General features: G+C 39.4%; 20 protein-coding genes. 10 read left to right on the top strand and 10 right to left on the bottom strand.

Translation table 11 applies throughout. The features are described from left to right. Nucleotides 1-28 precede the first annotated feature (28 nt). From ACH3PA_RS08435 to ACH3PA_RS08395, 9 genes are all read left to right on the top strand, one after another. Entirely contained in the window at nt 29-2,596 is a 2,568-nt protein-coding gene (locus ACH3PA_RS08435) for a M1 family aminopeptidase (protein WP_416445229.1), read from the top strand. Nucleotide 2,597: 1 nt separating this feature from the next. Continuing rightward, complete coding sequence (locus ACH3PA_RS08430; RefSeq protein WP_416445231.1) at nt 2,598-3,296, top strand: DsbA family protein; 699 nt, start codon at nt 2,598-2,600, stop codon at nt 3,294-3,296. Between the two features lie 4 nt (nt 3,297-3,300). Next, the gene (locus ACH3PA_RS08425) at nt 3,301-4,014 is read left to right on the top strand and encodes a tRNA1(Val) (adenine(37)-N6)-methyltransferase (RefSeq protein WP_416445233.1); all 714 of its coding nucleotides are present in this window, start codon (nt 3,301-3,303) and stop codon (nt 4,012-4,014) included. Nucleotides 4,015-4,149: 135 nt separating this feature from the next. Beyond that, nucleotides 4,150-4,395: a type II toxin-antitoxin system ParD family antitoxin gene (locus ACH3PA_RS08420; RefSeq protein ID WP_416445235.1), complete on the top strand. Its 246-nt coding sequence runs from the start codon at nt 4,150-4,152 to the stop codon at nt 4,393-4,395. Further along, nucleotides 4,388-4,687, top strand: a complete 300-nt coding sequence (locus ACH3PA_RS08415; protein ID WP_416445236.1) for a type II toxin-antitoxin system RelE/ParE family toxin — start codon at nt 4,388-4,390, stop codon at nt 4,685-4,687. Before ACH3PA_RS08420 ends, ACH3PA_RS08415 begins: the two co-directional genes overlap by 8 nt. A gap of 52 nt (nt 4,688-4,739) precedes the next feature. Then, nucleotides 4,740-5,918 (top strand): acyl-CoA dehydrogenase family protein, encoded by a 1,179-nt coding sequence (locus tag ACH3PA_RS08410; protein ID WP_416445237.1) that lies wholly within the window; start codon nt 4,740-4,742, stop codon nt 5,916-5,918. Between the two features lie 83 nt (nt 5,919-6,001). Next, the gene (locus ACH3PA_RS08405; protein ID WP_416445239.1) at nt 6,002-6,778 is read left to right on the top strand and encodes a DUF3050 domain-containing protein; all 777 of its coding nucleotides are present in this window, start codon (nt 6,002-6,004) and stop codon (nt 6,776-6,778) included. Between the two features lie 42 nt (nt 6,779-6,820). Continuing rightward, complete coding sequence (locus tag ACH3PA_RS08400; protein ID WP_416445240.1) at nt 6,821-7,717, top strand: metallophosphoesterase; 897 nt, start codon at nt 6,821-6,823, stop codon at nt 7,715-7,717. After that, nucleotides 7,718-9,835 (top strand): PQQ-binding-like beta-propeller repeat protein, encoded by a 2,118-nt coding sequence (locus ACH3PA_RS08395; RefSeq protein WP_416445242.1) that lies wholly within the window; start codon nt 7,718-7,720, stop codon nt 9,833-9,835. It begins immediately after the preceding gene. Between the two features lie 58 nt (nt 9,836-9,893). Here the strand turns inward: ACH3PA_RS08395 and ACH3PA_RS08390 are convergent, their stop codons facing one another. Continuing rightward, nucleotides 9,894-10,391 (bottom strand): hypothetical protein, encoded by a 498-nt coding sequence (locus ACH3PA_RS08390; RefSeq protein WP_416445243.1) that lies wholly within the window; start codon nt 10,389-10,391, stop codon nt 9,894-9,896. Between the two features lie 5 nt (nt 10,392-10,396). Next, nucleotides 10,397-11,467: a hypothetical protein gene (locus ACH3PA_RS08385; protein ID WP_416445245.1), complete on the bottom strand. Its 1,071-nt coding sequence runs from the start codon at nt 11,465-11,467 to the stop codon at nt 10,397-10,399. Nucleotides 11,468-11,680: 213 nt separating this feature from the next. On the opposite strand from ACH3PA_RS08385, the gene ACH3PA_RS08380 reads away from it, so the two are divergent. Further along, nucleotides 11,681-12,424 carry an SGNH/GDSL hydrolase family protein gene (locus tag ACH3PA_RS08380; protein ID WP_416445247.1) on the top strand — a complete coding sequence of 248 codons (744 nt, stop codon included), beginning with the start codon at nt 11,681-11,683 and terminating at the stop codon, nt 12,422-12,424. Here ACH3PA_RS08380 and ACH3PA_RS08375 read toward each other — a convergent pair. The 8 genes from ACH3PA_RS08375 to trmB all read right to left on the bottom strand — a co-directional run bounded on the left by ACH3PA_RS08375 (nt 12,421) and on the right by trmB (nt 18,249). Then, nucleotides 12,421-12,741 carry a 2Fe-2S iron-sulfur cluster-binding protein gene (locus ACH3PA_RS08375; protein WP_416445249.1) on the bottom strand — a complete coding sequence of 107 codons (321 nt, stop codon included), beginning with the start codon at nt 12,739-12,741 and terminating at the stop codon, nt 12,421-12,423. The two genes, ACH3PA_RS08380 and ACH3PA_RS08375, sit on opposite strands and share 4 nt — an antisense overlap. Nucleotides 12,742-12,861: 120 nt before the next feature. Beyond that, a complete protein-coding gene (locus tag ACH3PA_RS08370; RefSeq protein WP_416445251.1) occupies nt 12,862-13,767 on the bottom strand; it encodes a hydroxypyruvate isomerase family protein in 906 nt (301 codons plus the stop codon). 60 nt (nt 13,768-13,827) lie between these two features. Then, a complete protein-coding gene (locus ACH3PA_RS08365; protein WP_416445253.1) occupies nt 13,828-14,829 on the bottom strand; it encodes a ThuA domain-containing protein in 1,002 nt (333 codons plus the stop codon). 243 nt (nt 14,830-15,072) lie between these two features. After that, nucleotides 15,073-15,354: a NifU family protein gene (locus ACH3PA_RS08360; RefSeq protein ID WP_416445255.1), complete on the bottom strand. Its 282-nt coding sequence runs from the start codon at nt 15,352-15,354 to the stop codon at nt 15,073-15,075. A 3-nt stretch (nt 15,355-15,357) separates the two neighbouring features. Then, entirely contained in the window at nt 15,358-16,491 is a 1,134-nt protein-coding gene (locus tag ACH3PA_RS08355) for a P-loop NTPase (RefSeq protein WP_416445257.1), read from the bottom strand. A gap of 111 nt (nt 16,492-16,602) precedes the next feature. Continuing rightward, nucleotides 16,603-16,938, bottom strand: coding sequence for an MGMT family protein (locus ACH3PA_RS08350; RefSeq protein ID WP_416445259.1), 336 nt, complete (start codon nt 16,936-16,938; stop codon nt 16,603-16,605). 2 nt (nt 16,939-16,940) lie between these two features. Continuing rightward, nucleotides 16,941-17,570, bottom strand: a complete 630-nt coding sequence (locus ACH3PA_RS08345; protein ID WP_416445261.1) for a LysE family translocator — start codon at nt 17,568-17,570, stop codon at nt 16,941-16,943. Between the two features lie 4 nt (nt 17,571-17,574). Next, on the bottom strand, nt 17,575-18,249 hold the full coding sequence (gene trmB, locus ACH3PA_RS08340; protein WP_416445263.1) for a tRNA (guanosine(46)-N7)-methyltransferase TrmB: 675 nt from the start codon (nt 18,247-18,249) through the stop codon (nt 17,575-17,577). Nucleotides 18,250-18,359 lie beyond the last annotated feature (110 nt).

Genomic DNA, 18,359 nt, shown 5'->3' with positions numbered 1-18,359 from the left:
TTCTTACTTCTCCCCTAACCCATTCCGCATGAAAAACTTTTTTACGCTATCTCTTTTAGTTTCAGTTTTTATAATTTCCTGCACAGAGCATAAGGAACAACCCAATCTTTTAGAAAAAGGAATTTCAGAAAACCTCGCTATTTACCGCAAAAATCAGGTAGATAGTGTCATTTATCGACTTGATTTTAAAATTCCGCTAAAGCAGGTAGATTCTATTCCCGCGCATCTTGATTTAAGTTTAACTATCAGCGATCTCGATCAGCCGCTTTATCTTGATTTCAATGAAAATTCAGATCATCTGCTTAATCTAAAAGTAAACGGTGAAAAAGTTACAATTGATCACCGGGAAGAACATTTGATTATCGCTCCGGAGTACTTAAAAATCGGTCAAAATGATATAAAAATCGACTTTCTTGCTGGCGAATTATCGCTTAACCGAAATCCTGATTTTCTCTATACGTTACTGGTTCCCGATCGTGCCAGCACTCTTTTCCCTTGTTTTGATCAGCCTAACATAAAAGCAAATTATATTCTGAATATCACTGCGCCTAAACAATGGAAAGTTATCGCCGGTGCGCCGGAAGAAAAAGTGGTTGAAAACGGTAATTTCACAGAACATCAATTCAAAAAAAGCGACAAAATGAGCACCTATTTGTTCTCTTTTGTCGCCGGGGATTTTCAGGAAGCCACCAGTAAAAATGAAGATATCCCCATGCACATGTTGTATCGGGAGACAGATCCTGAAAAGATAAAATACAGCGTAGATACTATTTTTGACCTACACCAGCAGTCGATTGATTTTCTGGAAGAATATACAGGTCATCCTTTCCCTTTTCAGAAACTGGATTTTGCTGCGATTCCTATTTTTCAGTATGGCGGGATGGAACATGTGGGTGCGATTCAATACCGTGAATCTTCACTTTTTCTGGATCACACCGCCACCGAGAGTCAAAAACTGGGCCGCGGCAAACTTATCGCGCATGAGACTTCGCACATGTGGTTTGGCGATCTGGTAACCATGCAGTGGTTTAATGATGTGTGGATGAAAGAGGTTTTTGCCAATTTTATGGCAGACAAAATTGCAAATCCGGCGTTTCCTAATATTAACCATGACTTGCTTTTTGTACTCAATCACTATCCCAGCGCTTACAGAGAAGACCGTACACGCGGTACAAATCCCATACGTCAGGATCTGGAAAATTTAAAAGATGCGGGTTCGCTTTATGGCAATATTATTTACAACAAAGCGCCCATTATGATGCGGCAGCTCGAACTTGCGGTAGGCAAAGATAAATTTCGCGAAGGCACACAAGAATACATAAAAACCTATGCGCATGACAATGCGGTGTGGAATGACCTGGTAGAAATTCTAGATGCAAAAACGCCCATTGATATGAAAAAATGGAGCGATGTTTGGGTGAACCAAAGCGGAAGACCCGTTTTTTCTGATCAAATTGAATATGAAAATAACACCATTTCCTCTTTTGAAATTGTACAACAAGCCGAAGATGGTTCCGACAAAATCTGGCCGCAGACCTTTAAAATCGGTGTAATTTATGCAGATTCTACCCAAGTTCTGACTGTAAATAGCAACAGCGAAAAAACAAAACTTGATGCCGCTAAAGGTTTACCAAAACCAAAAAGCATCATTTACAACTACGATGGTATGGGCTACGGCGTTTTTCCGCTTGAAGAAAATACGCTGATGCAAATTCCAGAAATTGAAGATGATGTGGCTAGGGCATACAGCTATATCAATAGTTATGAGAAAACTTTGAATGCTGGAATTGCTCCGCTAGCCGATTTTAAGATGCTTGAAGAAGGTTTACAAAGTGAAAAGAACGAATTTTTAATCAACCTGATTTCCGGGGAAACCCGAAGTATGTTCTGGCAATTCCTAAGCGAAAATGAGCGCAGCGAACAACAAAAAGGGCTTGAAGATTTGTTGTACAATCAATTGCAAAGCAGCCTGAAACCGAATGTAAAAAAGACGATTTTTAACTTATTCAGCTCAATTGCTTACTCTGAAGAAGGAAAAGAAAGACTCTATGAAATCTGGAAAAAAGACACTAAAATAGCTGATTTAAGGCTCAATGAGGACGATTTTACAGCAATGGCAATGAACCTTGCAGTTTATCAACATCCCAAAACCGACCAGATCTTAAAGCAAACTGAAGATTCTATCTCAAATCCTGATAAAAAGAAACGGTTTCAATTTTTACTTCCGGCTTTGTCTAATGATGAAAATGTAAGAGATGAATTTTTTGATTCTTTTAAAGATGAGAAAAACAGAGAGAAAGAATCGTGGGTTTTATCTGCCGCTAATCTTATCAATCATCCGCTAAGGCAAAAAACCGCAATCAAACATTTACAGCTTTCGCTTGATCTTGTAGAAGAAATTCAGCGTACGGGAGATATTTTCTTTCCTAAGGCTTGGTTAAATAGTACGATAGGCAATTATTCAGGCAAAGAAGCGTATGATATTCTACAAAACTTTCTAAATTCACATCCCGATTTTAGTCCGATCTTGAAAAAGAAGTTATTACAGTCAACAGATGATCTGTACCGGGCACAAATGACCATGATAGAAAAATAAAATGATGAAAAATATAAAATTTGCATTGACGCTATTCCTTTTCGCCCTGAGCTTTTTAGGAAATGCACAAACCGAAGAACCTCAACTTATTTATGTGATGGACCCGCAATGCAGCTGGTGCTACAGTAACAGTGGCAATATTGAGGAGATCGAAAATGCGCTTGAAGGCAAGATGGATATTAAGTTGCAGGTTGGCGGCATGTGGCTGGGTGATGATGCTCCACAGGGTGGCGCTTCTTACTTTGAGTTTGTAAACGGGCATTTTCCCGGGATGCTTGGTAAAACCGGCGCTTACGTTTCACCTGCTTACTATGATCTTGCGGCAGATACTTCATACTCGTTTAGCAGCCTTGAACCTTGTGCGGCGATCGTGGCGATAGACAATTTATATCCTGCTAAGACCATCACTTTTGCTAAAGGTGTAGAAAGAGCATTGTTTGCTGAGGGCAAGCGTCTGGACAAAAAAGAGACTTATCTCGAGGTGCTTAAAATGATGCATTTGCCAACTGCAGATTTTGAAAAAACTTGGCTAAGCGATGAAAACCTTGCTGAAACAAGAGCAGAATTTGCTTCTTCAAAAATCGCAAAAACCTTCCCTTCTCTTTTATTGAAAACTGGTAATAAAGTTGAAGTTTTAGGAACTGGATTTTTCACAAAAGAGCAAATATTACCAAAAATTGAAGCGGCTATCGCACAATAGTTAAATGTCTAAACCTTTTCGCTTTAAGCAATTTACCGTCGAGCAGGATCGCTGCGCCATGAAAATAGGTACAGACGGCGTTCTGCTGGGCGCATGGGCAATGCTTGATAAGTATCCTGATTCTATTCTGGATATTGGTACCGGCACCGGAATTATTGCACTCATGCTTGCACAGCGCAGCGATGCCGAAACCATAGACGCGCTTGAGCTTGATGAAGACGCTTATGAGCAGGCAGTTTCTAATTTTGAAAATTCAGATTGGGGTGATCGCTTGTTTTGCTACCATGCACATCTGTATGAATTTGCCACAGAAATTGAGGAATCTTACGATCTGATAACTTGCAATCCGCCATTTTTTAATGAGGATCAAAAAACAGAATCAGAAGCCAGAAATCAGGCCAGATTTGACGATTCTATGCCTTTTGAGCTGATAATTGGTGCGGTGCATAAATTACTAGCTGATGAAGGTGTTTTCTGTGTTGTGCTTCCGCGAAAGCGTGAAGAAGAATTCACCTTTTTAGCCGAAAAAGCCGGTTTATTTCCACTAAAAATCACACGCGTAAAAGGTACTCCGGCAAGTGAGGAAAAGCGCTCATTAATGGCTTTTTCATTTCAAAATACAACGCCAGAAACAAGTGAGCTCATTATCGAAAACTCCCGCCATAACTACACAGGAGATTATATCGCTTTAGTTAAGGATTTTTATGTGAAGATGTAAACGTCACCCTTTTCCTGAAAGACCTGCAAGGTTTAGCAACCTTGTAGGTCTGCCGAACATATTCTAATTTAATTAATCGTAAGCTATATATTGCATTACCAAGTTTTGGTATATTTGATTAAACACATAGTCAAAATGGGAAAGAACACATCAATATCACTGGGAAGTCATTTTGAGGAATTCATCAATGACGAGGTGAAATCTGGCAGATATACTTCTGTAAGCGAGGTGATACGTGCTGCACTACGAATGCTAGAACATGAAGAAAAAAAAGAAAGAGAGCTGATTAAAGCTCTTAAAGTGGGGGAACAGAGCGGATTTGCAGATGATTTTGATCCTAAACAAAATTTAGCTGAATTGCACAGCAAACACTTTGAGTGATAAAACGTATCGCATAAGTAAACAAGCGATTGACGACTTAAACGAAATATGGATTTATACATTTCATAAGTGGTCTAAAGATCAAGCTGATAGATATTACGACTTAATAATTGGTGAGATTGAATTTATAGCGGAAAATTATCTAATAGGCAAATCTGCTGAACAAACCCGAAAAAACTATCGTGTCACCAAAATCAAATCACATCTCATTTTCTATAGAAAAGTTGAAAATGATAATGTGGAAATCGTTAGGATTCTAAATCAAAGAATGGATATTAAAAAACGACTATAATAAGAATACTTTAAGCTATCATTCTCCTTAAATTTACTACAAATCATTTTACATGAAGCCAGATCTTTTTGAAGCTCCCGACTATTACAATATTGATGACCTGCTCACAGAAGAACACAAACTTGTGCGCAGTGCAGCGCGAGAATGGGTAAAGCGGGAAGTGTCGCCAATAATTGAGGAAGCCGCTCAAAAAGCTGAATTCCCGAAACAAATTATTAGCGGTCTGGCAGAAATTGGTGCTTTTGGCCCATACATTCCGGAGGAATATGGCGGCGCTGGGCTGGATCAGATTTCCTACGGACTCATAATGCAGGAGATAGAACGTGGTGATTCTGGCGTACGTTCTACTGCATCTGTGCAATCTTCGCTCGTCATGTATCCTATCTGGAAATACGGTAATGAAGAACAACGAAAAAAATATCTGCCTAAACTGGCCAGTGGTAAATTTATGGGATGTTTTGGTCTAACAGAACCTGATCACGGTTCTAACCCTTCCGGGATGACCACAAACTTTAAAGATCAAGGTGATCACTATTTGCTCAATGGCGCTAAAATGTGGATATCTAATGCGCCTTTTGCAGATATCGCTGTGGTTTGGGCGAAAGATGAAAATGATCGTATTCATGGTCTGATAGTAGAACGCGGAATGGAAGGTTTCTCAACTCCTGAAACTCATAATAAATGGTCGTTGCGCGCCAGTGCAACCGGTGAACTTATTTTTGACAATGTAAAAGTGCCTAAAGAAAATCTATTACCGAATAAATCAGGTTTGGGCGCCCCGCTGGGTTGTCTGGACTCCGCTCGTTTTGGTATCGCATGGGGCGCAATTGGCGCAGCGATGGATTGCTACGACACCGCTTTGCGATATTCTAAAGAAAGAATGCAGTTTGGCCAGCCCATTGGTTCCTTTCAGCTTCAGCAAAAAAAACTAGCCGAAATGATCACTGAAATTACCAAGGCTCAATTACTCGCCTGGCGCTTGGGCACTTTACGTAATGAAGGCAAAGCCACCTCGCCACAAATCTCTATGGCAAAACGCAATAACGTTGATATGGCCATAAAAATCGCCCGCGAAGCACGCCAGATTTTGGGCGCAATGGGAATCACGGGAGAATACAGCATCATGCGCCACATGATGAATCTTGAAAGCGTGATTACCTATGAGGGTACGCATGATATTCACCTGCTTATTACCGGTTTAGACATTACCGGCCTCAATGCATTTAAATAATACTGGTATGAAGATAATTAAGGGCGATATCTTTTAATTTGTTGTCATCCTTTTATAATTTTGCGCCTTAATGCTGAAGACCTATGATTGAAGACGTAAAAAAAGCTATTTTACCGTATCAGGAACAACTGCTTGATCACCCTTTATATTCCTCTTTAAAAACGCCTAAAGACTTGCAGCGTTTTATGGAGCATCATGTATTTGCGGTATGGGATTTTATGTCGCTTTTAAAATCATTGCAAACCAGTCTTACACAAACCAGAACTCCGTGGTATCCTTTGGGAAATCCGGAGGTTCGTTATCTCATCAACGAGATCGTACTTGCCGAAGAAACTGACATCAATCTTGACGGAAAACGCCAGAGTCATTTTGAAATGTATCTGGACGCGATGAAGAAAGCAGGTGCTTCTACACAGCATATCAATTCATTTCTTGAACACATAATTCATGGGACAGATATTTTTCTGGTTATTGCCGTGAGCGAACTACCAAAAAGTGTGAAGAAATTTTTACGCTTTACGTTTGAAGTGATTACTGAAGGTAAACCGCATAAAATTGCCGCTGCTTTTACCTTTGGTCGTGAAGACTTGATTCCGGGTATGTTTACGCAGATAATTGGCAATATTCAGCAGAATTTTCCTAAAAAAGATCTTACTCTTTTTAAATATTATTTTGATCGCCACATAGAACTTGATGGTGATGAGCACGGCCCAATGGCGTTACAAATGGTTTCAGAATTGTGTGGCGACGATGCTAAAAAATGGCAGGAAATTGAAGAAGTTTCTATTAAAGCTCTGCAAAAACGCATTCAGTTATGGAACGGAATCGAGCTAGAAATCAGGGAAAATGTCGCCGTATAAATTTTAAGGCCATATTTGTATCTTTAACTCAAAAGATACTAGATGTCGTCAACTGCTCGTTTTGACAGAGCTTATAAAAATGCAAAGGTAATCCCGTTTACTGATGCTGATAAGATTATCCTCTTTAGCGATTGCCATCGTGGCGACAACAGCGGTTCTGATGATTTTGCAAATAACCGCAACATCTACTACCACGCCTTAAAACAATACTACAAAGCAAATTTTATATACTGCGAACTTGGTGATGGCGATGAACTTTGGGAAAACCTGTCGTTTAAAACTATACACCAGTCTCACCAGAATATTTATGATCTCATGCAACTTTTCTATTCAGAAAACAGGCTGCACCTCATCTGGGGAAACCATGATATGGTTTATCGCAATGAGAACTACGTAAAAAACACACTCTATACTTTTTTTGATCACAAAACCGGCAAAGATCAACCGCTGTTTCCAGGCATTAAAATCAACGAAGCCATAATTCTAAAACATGCCGAAACCGGGCAGGAACTTTTTCTCTGTCATGGTCATCAAGCCGACTGGATGAATTATGTAGGCTGGCGCATTAATCGGTTTATGGTACGCGTGCTTTGGCGACCGCTTAATCTTGCAGGAATTTCAGATCCTACCAGTCCGGCAAAAAACTACACCGAACTTATTAAAGTAGAGCGTCGCACCAAAAAATGGATCATAAATAATAAAAACCGTTTTACTATAACCGGGCACACGCACAGGCCACGTTTTCCCGAGCCTGGTGATATCGCTTATTTTAATGATGGTAGCTGTGTGCACCCAAGAAGCATAACAGGACTTGAAATAGAAGATGGAAAAATCTCGCTTATAAAATGGCAAATCGCCACTACAGATGATGGCGTGCTAAAAATTGTGCGAGTACTTCTTGAAGGCCCTCAAAAACTAATTGATTATAAAACAGATTAAATGAAAATCCGCTCTTTTTTACCGATTTTAAGTGTCTTAATACTGATTTCCTGTAACGATGAACCGAAAAAACCTGACACTGTAAACTGGTCACAATATCTGGGCGGAAGCGACAGAAATCACTTTTCAAAAATAGATCAGATAACTGCGGACAATGTGCAGAATCTTGAGATTGCGTGGATCTATAAAGCACCAGATAGCGGGCAAATGCAGATGAATCCGCTAATGGTAAATGGCAAGGTTTACGGCGTTACTTCGGCAGTTCAAATTTTCGCGCTTGACGCGGAAACAGGAAAAGAGATCTGGCGTTATGGCGATCCATTACGAGCATGGCACAGTACAAGCCGCGGAGTAAGTTATTGGGAAAGTGAAGACGGAAAAGACAAGCGAATTCTGGGAACAATTGGAGCCAATTTATATGCCCTAAACGCCGATAATGGCCAGCTTATACCCGATTTTGGCGATAACGGCGCGGTAGATCTGCATACTGGTTTGCCCGAAAGTGCCAAAGATAAATTCATCATTTCAAACACGCCGGGAACGATTTTTAAAAACCTCATTATCATGCCTGTGCGCCTATCTGAAGGTGCAGATGCTGCGCCGGGTGATATTCGTGCTTTTAATGTGATCACCGGGAAACTGGAATGGACTTTTCATACGATTCCACATCCGGGAGAAGCAGGTTATGAAACCTGGGAGAATACCGAAGCGTATAAAAATGAAGGCGTAGGCGCAGTCAATAATTGGGCGGGAATGGCTGTTGACACAGATCGTGAGATTATTTTTGTTCCCACAGGTTCTGCCGCTCCCGATTTTTACGGCGCTAAAAGAAAAGGCAGCGGTCTGTACGCAAATAGTCTTCTTGCGCTCGATGCTAATACCGGTAAATTAATTTGGCATTACCAATTTGTGCACCACGATATTTGGGATCGGGATCTGCCTGCACCGCCTAATCTTATTGAGGTAGAACGAGACGGCAAGAAGATCGCTGCTGTAGCGCAGATCACAAAACAGGGCTATGTTTTCGTTTTTAACAGAGAAACCGGCGAACCACTTTTTGATATTGAAGAAGTAGAAGTTCCTGCTTCTAACCTTCCCGGGGAAGAAGCCTGGCCTACACAGCCGCTGCCCGTAAAGCCATTGCCTTTTGCCAGACAGGCTAAAGATTTAACCGAATATGATATTAGTCCGTTTGCTGAAAACAAAGAAGAATTGCTGAAAATATTAAACGCTCACGATAAACGTATGTTTGCTCCGCCGGGACTTGATCCTGTTTTGCTATTGCCCGGTTATGATGGCGGTGCCGAATGGGGCGGTGCCGGAGCAGATCCTGAAAATGGAATTCTATATATAAATTCTAACGAAATGGCATGGACGCTTCAGCTTGAAGAAACCAAAGCTGAAGATATCATGGGAGAATCTCCGGGAGAATCTCTTTACAATATCAACTGTGCTTCCTGCCATCAAAAAGATCGCAAAGGCCTGCCTGCAAGTAATTATCCTTCTTTACAAAATATTCATCAACGATTGACCAAAGAAGCTGCACTTAGCACTATTTCTAATGGAAAAGGAATGATGCCCGGATTTACCTTTTTGAAAGATGATGAAAAAGATGCGTTGGTGTCTTTCCTATTTGGTGAGGAGAAAAAAGAAGTTGCGAGTACGCTGATAGATACAGCTAATATTCCGCCGTATAGCCACACAGGCTACCATAAATTTTTAGACAGTAATGGTCTACCGGGTATCACTCCGCCGTGGGGGACTTTAAATGCGCTCGATTTAAATACCGGTGATTATCTATGGAAAATCCCCTTGGGAAGCGTAAAATCACTTGTTGACAAGGGAATTCCCGAAACGGGAACAGAAAATTATGGCGGACCAATAATCACCGAAAATGGTTTACTGATGATCGCTGCTACAAAAGATGGATTTTTCAGGATTTTTGATCGAAATACCGGCAAATTACTGTGGAAAACTAAATTGCCCGCCGCTTCTTTCGCAACACCTTCAACGTATATGATTAATGGCAAGCAATATATTGTCCTGGCTTGTGGCGGTGAAAAGTTAGGAACAGAAAAAGGAAATGAAATTGTGGCTTATGCGTTGCCTGAAAATTAAGCTTTCAAGTAAGTTCCTGCACAAGAAAGTGAATTTCTAACCTTGTGCAGGAAGCTATTTAATTTGAAATTTCCCTAATAAGACTTGCTACATCAATGCCTCCTATTCTCTCTTTGCCTCTAAAAAATTCGAGATTGGTGATTTTATTAGATTTTGGGAGAGGAATAAAGATTCTTCCTTCTTTTAAATTAGAAAGATGTGTTTCACCTTCGTCACAAGATCTTAACAATAGAGGATCCTGCATTTTTAAGTTAGCAATGACCTCTTGTTGCCCACCTAGTAGTCGTATATTGAAATCACCTGTTGAATAAGGCATTTTACCTGCAACTTCTTTAATAGTTGCATTATCATTTACTATTTGGCCCTCTTTTACAGTAAGTTCAAGTACGTAAATACCATTTTGGTTTTTTGAAAAATAGTCAGGTGTGTATGGTGAAGTATTTTTTTCTACACGAGCTCTTACTTCATCATCTGTTTCGGTTTTTTCCTGAGCAGTCGCTACAATACCTAAAAGTAACAAGATCAGAATTGTGATTAATCTATAAAGTGTTTTCATAATATTCAGTTTATAGCGTTATCTAACATTGCATAATTAATTCTGTACTGACCGGGGCAATCATAGGAAGTATGAGTTAATCCTGTCGTGATCATTTGACAATTAGAAACACATAAATGATACCAACTATCAGAACCTATCTGTGCAGCATCTGCCGCTGTCTTGCAGCTGCCATAATCTGATGCTGCAGCCTGCGCAGCCGCAAGACTGGGCCAGGTATTAGGATAAGGATCTGTTTGAAAATGAGATCCACCTCCATATTCGTCTGCCAGATCAAAAAGTCCGTGACCCGATTCATGCAGTATTGTACCCCGGTTTTGCATTTCTGAGGAATATAATCCTCCTGACGCATAATCGCGCAGGTTATTTTGATGCATTAAAACTCTTCCTTCGGCAAAACTTAAATTCGCATTATTAGAAGGTACCTGATGTGTTCCCGCTGTAGAAATCTGATCATAATCTGTTGCAGTCCCCCGTTGAGGGTTTATGTAAAAATTATATTGCCTGCGCCAAAATCTGCTTTTAGGTTCATCAAAGAATGATTCACTTATCATGCGCCTGGAGTGATCATAAAAATCGTTGATATTGCTAATATCTGTATCTGGTATAAATACCACATCAAAAACATCATCAGGATCACCCTGAACATAGACAGGTGCCGGCATGTTTGCAACAGGATAAGGTCTTGTGGCGTATGAAACCACAAACGATTTAGTTTGCTCAGGAGTGTTAACCCTCCATCTATAAGTGACAAGTTTGTTATTCCCATTACCGCTACTTTTAGTAAAATTAAGGTCGCCTCCGGGATTTGTCCAGCTTTGCAATAAATTTTCAGTACCGGTAGAAGTTATGGTTCCGCTACTGTTAATTGTGCTTACAGTTTCATATAATTCAGCAGAATTTATATTCCCTGAAGAAACTCGCTCAAGTGTATAAGTTACAGCCTCGCTACCTGAGGGATAAACAGGACTGTGCAACGCAAGAGTGACAGGATCTTTTTCGCATGACGACAAAGCCGCTGCGATACAAACGATTAATAAGGGTTTTCTTAATAAGTCATAATTTAATGTTTTCATGATTATTTAAATTAGTTAAAATACTTTAGATATATAACCAAATTTAATGTGCTGAAAATCAGAAATCAACCTAAACAAACCCTATTATAAAGGTGATAAACCCATATTTCACAAGGTCTAATAAGAAGTGGAAAACAGGAATTATCTCTTTATATAAACCTCTTGAAAATATTATTTGCAAAACTAAAGCTAATCAAAAAGCGTATATAAGTTATGAAATTTGTGAACAAGCATCTCAATACTATCAAAACAATAATGATCACTTTACTTACTTTTTCAGCATGTAGTAGTGGTGATAGTTTTGACCTACAAAATGCATCTCTTTCCGGGTCAATAAATCAGGACGAGAGAACCCTCAATTATCTGGCATTGGGCGATAGTTATACAATTGGCCAAAGTGTGTGTAATGAGTGTAGTTTTCCCCTACAATTAGAAAAAGCCTTTAATACATCTAATGATTCTGTTCTTCAAACTAAAATAATTGCGACCACAGGCTGGCGCACAGATGAACTTATACATGCTATTGAAGAAGATAATCCCGATGATAATTATGATCTGGTGACACTATTGATTGGTGTAAACAATCAGTATCAAAACCGTCCATTTAGTCAATATGAAAAAGAATTCCCTGAATTATTACAGACTGCAATCAGGCTGGCAGGCGGAGATAAAAATAATGTGATCGTGGTTTCTATTCCAGATTATGCTTTCACACCTTATGGTCAAAGCACCTCTGATCCTCAAAAAATATCTAACGAACTTGAAAATTACAACGCTTTCGCGAAAGCGACCACTGAAGCACAGGAAGTAACTTTTTTAAATATTACAGACATAACGCAGCGCGGCGTGCAAGAACCTGAATTGGTAGCCAGTGATGGCTTGCATCCTTCGGCTTTAGCCTATAAAGAGTTTGTTGAGCGATTCCTGCCTTTAGTAAAAGAGAAAGTTACAGATTAACTCTCTGGAGCTAATTTCACTTCAAGTCCGTTAAGATCTGGCGTGATAGGAATCTGGCAACCCAGACGGCTGTTCTCTTCTACATTAAAAGCTTCAGAAAGCATGGCTTCCTCATCATAGCCCATTTCGTTAAGCTTATGATCAGACAGCACGTAGCATTGGCAAGAAGCGCACATAGCCATACCGCCACAAGTACCTTCTACCGGAAGTTCGTACATCTTACAAATTTCCATAAGGTTAAGGTTCATATCTGTGGGAGCCTCGAGCGCGTGGGCTACTCCTTCTCTGTCTATAACGGTAATGGTGATATCTTGCATAACTTGTTGAATAGCCTTTGGCTTATTTAAGCTCGCAAATTTAAAGTATTTATAGGTTTTACTATTGTTAGAATGATCTAATTAGTAGATAATTGAAAAGATAATATCTATCTGGCAGATTTAAACATCACAGATATCCACGCCTTCTTTAAGAGCAGCGATCTTATCTGAATAAGTAGGCACAAATTCCTGGGCGACATAACCTTTAAAACCAGTATCTACGATCGCCTGCATTATAGCAGGATAATTAAGCTCCTGTGACTGATTGATCTCATTGCGCCCAGGCACACCGCCCGTATGATAATGCGCAAAATAGGGGTGATATTCTCTTATGGTAGCAATGATATCACCATCCATGATTTGCATGTGGTAGATGTCGTAAAGCAGTTTAAAATTATCTGAATTAAGGCGCTTACAAAGTTCTACTCCCCATTCTGTATGGTCACATTGATAATCTGGGTGATTAACTTTGCTGTTTAGCAGCTCCATAATGAGAACTACACCTTCTTTTTCGGCTTGGGCAACCAGTGGTTTTAAACCGGTCACACAATTGGTCAGACCTTCTTCTTCGCTGAGTTCCCTTCTGTTGCCACTAAAACAAATAACGTTTGGGATATCTTTCGCGGAAGCTTGAGAAATAAGTTTTGAATACTGTTCTTGCAATTTAGCGTGGTTTGCGGGGTCATTAAACCCATCTGTAATACTGGCAAATGTATCTGTAGCGACAGAGCATTTTAAACCATATTGCTCAACTACTTCCCATTCTTCTGGTCGTAATAGATCTACCGCGACCAAACCCAATTTTGCAGCATCAGGCGCAAATTTATCTAAGGGAATAGTATTGTAACACCAGTAACAAGCAGAATGATTGATGTTGCCTTTAAGACCGGGAGAATGCTCATTTTTAGTTAATGAAATATCTGCTTCCGGCTCCTTAAAACTTAACCCCGCAAGGCCAAAACCCACTGCAGATGTTCCTAAAGCCATATTCTTTAAAGCATTTCGTCTATTTACATTCTTACCCATTTCTCGATTTAATTTATTGCAATCTTAAAGGTAATGAATTTACGAGAAACGCATAGCTGTTTACTGCTTCAGTATTTTACTGCTTCCGCTTGTGATATCGGTTTGCCACCTGACAACGTATAATCCCCTAGGCCATGAAGAAGTGTCAAGATTGAGGTTTGAACTTGCTAACGTGGTTTTAAAGATATTCTGACCCAGCATATTAGAAACTGAGATTTCTGTATTCTTATTATCTGCAGGAATTTGAAATTGCAGATTATTCTGAAATGGATTAGGCAAAGCGAAAATCGGCATATTTTGACCGATTTCTGATACATTTAAGGTGATTTTTAGCACATACTTTATGCCTTCTTCAACATGTTTTATAAAAGTAGCATCATCTGTATAATCTGAAGCATTGTGACCCATAGCAGTATAAAATGACCTGCCGCCTTCGTATTCCTTATACCAGGAAATGGGGCGCGCCTCATCATAATCATTGTCACCCGTACGTTCTACTTCAAGTAAATTAATATTTTCAGGATAGATGTAACCGCCATTTATTTTCCAGTAATAATACTCTTCAACTTTTGTATAGCTGTCGCCCATAAAATCTACCGCGGGATGTGAATTAAGAACCGTCATTGTTGCCAGATGATCATTGCTGGTATGACTGGGACTTGTTTGTATTATTGCGCCTACCAGTTCGTTATAAAACGGCCAACTACCATCACGATAAGTATCTGTAGCAGAATGAATGCCAACATAACCGCCACCGTCATTGATAAAATTCTCAAAAGCTGCTTGTTGGTCTGCATTAAGCAAACCATCACCTGTTGTATTGCACCAGATCACTGCTGCATATTGAGCTAAATTTTCTGTAGTGAAAGCTGCCGGGTCTTCAGTATGATCTGTCTGCCAAAATCCGTTGTCGTTACCCAAATTGGTGATCATATCTACACCGGCTTCTATTGAAGAATGTCTAAAACCGTTAGTTTTTGTAAATACCAAAACCTTCTCCTGACCGCTACAAACGGAAATTATCAATGTACAGATAAATAAAACAAAAGTATTTTTAAACATGATGAAGTCTTAAAAATCAACACTTTAATTTACTAAAATCAGTATTAGCTAAATGTAAAATCTGGTTAAAATTTTGATAATCAGTCGTTTTTTACCTGTTTTCAACCGATTTTAGCGCTGTTTCTGACGATTTTTTCTGAATATCAAAGTTGTTTTTCGCTTTGAGCGAAATTATCTATTGAAATTCAAGACAATAAAAAAGCCTCCAATAAGGAGGCTTTTTTATATTTATGATAAATACTCTTATTCTTTAGGTGACCAGGAAAATCTGCTTTTAGAATCTTCAGCTTGTACGTTTATTACGTGCTCTATTTGAGGAGCGTGTTTTTTAATAGTTAGTTCAACACCATTTCTCAATGTCATCTGGTTAACCGTGCAATCTACGCAAGCGCCCTCAAGCTGAACCTTAACAGTAGTTCCGTCTTCAATTGAAAGAAGTGAGATATTTCCCCCGTCGCTTTGTAAAAAAGGACGTATTTCTTCCAGCGCATTTTCAACTTTTGTTTTGAGTTCGATATCGTTCATCTTCTATTTTTTTATTGCAGAACAACCAGCCATGGTTGTAATCTTGATCGCTTCTGTAGGAGGCAGGTCATCATTACGTCTCACGAGTTCTTCTACGGCATTTCTGGTTATATCTTCAAATGCAGTTTCTAAGGCAGTTGCAGTTTGTAAAGCTGCCGGGCGACCTACATCTCCCGCTTCTCTTATGCCTTGTACTAAAGGCACCTGACCCAATAACCTAACTCCCAGATCTTCTGCCAGATGTTTTGCTCCATCTTTGCCGAAGATATAATATTTATTTTCAGGTAGTTCTTCTGGTGTAAAGTAAGCCATATTCTCAACTATTCCCAAAACAGGAACGTTAATACTTTCCTGCTGAAACATAGCAACGCCTTTTTTCGCATCAGCGAGAGCCACATTTTGAGGTGTACTTACTACCACCGCGCCAGTAACCGGCATTGCCTGCATAATACTCAAATGAATATCACCTGTGCCCGGAGGAAGATCTATTAAAAGAAAATCTAATTCTCCCCATGCAGCATCAAAAATCATTTGATTAAGCGCCTTTGACGCCATAGGTCCACGCCATACAACTGCCTGATCTGGTCTGGTAAAAAAGCCTATAGACAGAATCTTTACACCATAATTTTCTACAGGTTTCATCTTTGCTTTACCGTCTATTTTTACAGATAGTGGTCGCTCATTCTCTACATCAAACATAATGGGTATTGATGGCCCGTAAATATCTGCATCGAGCACTCCCACTTTAAAACCCATTTTTGCCAGTGTAACAGCCATGTTTGCAGTGATTGTAGATTTACCTACACCGCCTTTTCCTGACGCTACAGCTATAATATTTTGAATACCGGGAATAGGATTACCCTTTATTTCATTCTTAGGTTTCTCTGGTGCATCAACGCGAACGTTAACTTTTACCTGAGCCTTTTGATGCACTTCAGCATGAATAGCTTTCATGATCTCAACCTCGATTTTCTTTTTTGCCTGTAAACTGGGGTTGTTTATAGTCACATCTACAATCACCTCATCCCCAAAAGTTACCACATTTGTTACAGCGCCACTTTCTACAAGATTTTTTCCTTCGCCCGGGGCTGATATTGTCTCTAAAGACTTTAATATTTCGTTCTTCTCTAACTTCACGTTACTACTTAATTAGATTGATTCTAAAATGCAAATATAAGGTGAAAACTTAAGAAACGGAAGGCTCAAAATTGAAATGATTGATCTGCAGATTGTTTGTGTTGATTGGGTTTAACGACCCATTTCCTCAAGTGGGTCCCAGAATTTTTCCTTAAAATCAATAACCTCGTTGTTTTTAACTACAAAACCTTCACTCTCGAGCAACTGCTGCATAAGATTAGTCCCTTCAAAATGATGTTTTCCCGTTAAAATACCTTTTCTATTAAGCACCCTATGCGCAGGAACATCTGGCATATTTCCAGATTTATTTAACGCCCACCCCACCATTCTCGCGCTACCTGCAGCGCCCAAATATCTGGCGATCGCACCGTAAGAGGTCGCTCTGCCATAAGGTATCTGGCTTGCTACCTCGTAAACTCTTTTGAAGAAGTCTTTCTCTGCTGCCACGTTTAAGAATAATACATGCGTATAAGTGTAAGTATCACAAGTACCAGCATAAGGCAAGCCATAAAATAGTTGCTGTATTTAGACAGATTTGCAGACCGCTTTTCTATCTTATTAAAACCAATAATATAAAGGTATAAAGCAGAAAATGTACCTAAAGAAGCTGCTAACATAAAGGCTGCAACTGCAAAAAAATGATAGGAAACAGCACCGCCTATATTAAGGGCAGCGCCAATAGTACAAAAATAAGGTATAGGTAAAATATTTAATGCGGAAATAAAAACACCTTTGCCTAAACTGCGCACCCCGGCATGCTTAGGGATGCGGGTAGGTCTTACTTTATGTTTTTTTGCTGAAAGAAAAAAGTAAACGCCTAATAAGATAAAAACCACAACGCCCGTGCGTAAAAGGATATTCTGCACATAAGGATTGTTGAAGATATATTTTGCAAGCATAAGAGCGATTAGGGCTTGTATAAGAGCAATAAACGCAGCTCCCACAGCAACCAGAATTCCGCTTTTTTTACCCTGATTAAGACATGTTTTGGCAACCGTCATATTGACCAGTCCCGGCGGAACAACCCCGGCAAAAGCAGCAACATATGTAATGGCAAAAAGCTTGACGGTCTCTATCAAAACTCTATTTTATCTTAAACTTTATATATGTTATTTTCTTATTCTCCTCAAGGTACTGTTTTTCATAAAATGTCTGTATACCAATAACCTCCTGCGGTGAATAATAATTCTTATAAACGTCATGATGTGCATACAAAACCTCATGACCTTCACCATGCAACAATCCCAGCGTATAACCATGCATAAACTCGCTATCGGTTTTTAGGTGCATAAAGCCTTCTGCATTTAGAATCTTTTTATATTTCTGAAGAAACTCGCTATTGGTCATTCTATGCTTGGTGCGCTGAAATTTTATTTGAGGATCAGGAAAAGTTATCCATATCTCTGAAACCTCACCAGCTGCAAAAACAAGATCTACAAGTTCTATCTGTGTTCTTATAAATGCCACATTAGATAATCCGTCTTCAATTGCTGTTTTTGCTCCTCGCCAGAAGCGAGCACCTTTTATATCTATGCCTATAAAATTCTTATCAGGATTTTGTTTTGCAAGAGCTACTGTATACTCTCCTTTACCGCATCCTAATTCTAAAACTAACGGATTTGAATTTTTAAAGAATTGCTCACTCCATTTACCTTTTAGGTCAAAAGCACCATCAACTAATTCTTCCCGGGTAGGCTGAATTACATTGGCAAAGGTTTCGTTTTCGCGAAAGCGTTTTAATTTGTTCTTACTTCCCAACTGTACTATTCTGTTAAAAAAATATTGCTAAACTCCTGCAAGAGTAAAAAATTTATATGAAAGATGCGGTATGAATAGAGATGCACTTCACGATAATTTTAAATTACAGG

The organism is Leeuwenhoekiella sp. A2, assembly GCF_047946655.1.
Lineage (GTDB): Bacteria > Bacteroidota > Bacteroidia > Flavobacteriales > Flavobacteriaceae > Leeuwenhoekiella.
Note: the sequence above shows the minus strand (reverse complement) of the source record. Positions and strands in the feature narration are given on the sequence as shown.

Excerpts from the sequence above, each read along its gene's own strand:
- ACH3PA_RS08435 (WP_416445229.1), top strand. The coding sequence starts at position 29 with ATGAAAAACTTTTTTACGCTATCTCTTTTAGTTTCAGTTTTTATAATT.
- ACH3PA_RS08430 (WP_416445231.1), top strand. The coding sequence starts at position 2,598 with ATGATGAAAAATATAAAATTTGCATTGACGCTATTCCTTTTCGCCCTG.
- ACH3PA_RS08425 (WP_416445233.1), top strand. The coding sequence starts at position 3,301 with ATGTCTAAACCTTTTCGCTTTAAGCAATTTACCGTCGAGCAGGATCGC.
- ACH3PA_RS08420 (WP_416445235.1), top strand. The coding sequence starts at position 4,150 with ATGGGAAAGAACACATCAATATCACTGGGAAGTCATTTTGAGGAATTC.
- ACH3PA_RS08410 (WP_416445237.1), top strand. The coding sequence starts at position 4,740 with ATGAAGCCAGATCTTTTTGAAGCTCCCGACTATTACAATATTGATGAC.
- ACH3PA_RS08405 (WP_416445239.1), top strand. The coding sequence starts at position 6,002 with ATGATTGAAGACGTAAAAAAAGCTATTTTACCGTATCAGGAACAACTG.
- ACH3PA_RS08400 (WP_416445240.1), top strand. The coding sequence starts at position 6,821 with ATGTCGTCAACTGCTCGTTTTGACAGAGCTTATAAAAATGCAAAGGTA.
- ACH3PA_RS08395 (WP_416445242.1), top strand. The coding sequence starts at position 7,718 with ATGAAAATCCGCTCTTTTTTACCGATTTTAAGTGTCTTAATACTGATT.
- ACH3PA_RS08390 (WP_416445243.1), bottom strand. The coding sequence starts at position 10,391 with ATGAAAACACTTTATAGATTAATCACAATTCTGATCTTGTTACTTTTA.
- ACH3PA_RS08385 (WP_416445245.1), bottom strand. The coding sequence starts at position 11,467 with ATGAAAACATTAAATTATGACTTATTAAGAAAACCCTTATTAATCGTT.
- ACH3PA_RS08380 (WP_416445247.1), top strand. The coding sequence starts at position 11,681 with ATGAAATTTGTGAACAAGCATCTCAATACTATCAAAACAATAATGATC.
- ACH3PA_RS08375 (WP_416445249.1), bottom strand. The coding sequence starts at position 12,741 with ATGCAAGATATCACCATTACCGTTATAGACAGAGAAGGAGTAGCCCAC.
- ACH3PA_RS08370 (WP_416445251.1), bottom strand. The coding sequence starts at position 13,767 with ATGGGTAAGAATGTAAATAGACGAAATGCTTTAAAGAATATGGCTTTA.
- ACH3PA_RS08365 (WP_416445253.1), bottom strand. The coding sequence starts at position 14,829 with ATGTTTAAAAATACTTTTGTTTTATTTATCTGTACATTGATAATTTCC.
- ACH3PA_RS08360 (WP_416445255.1), bottom strand. The coding sequence starts at position 15,354 with ATGAACGATATCGAACTCAAAACAAAAGTTGAAAATGCGCTGGAAGAA.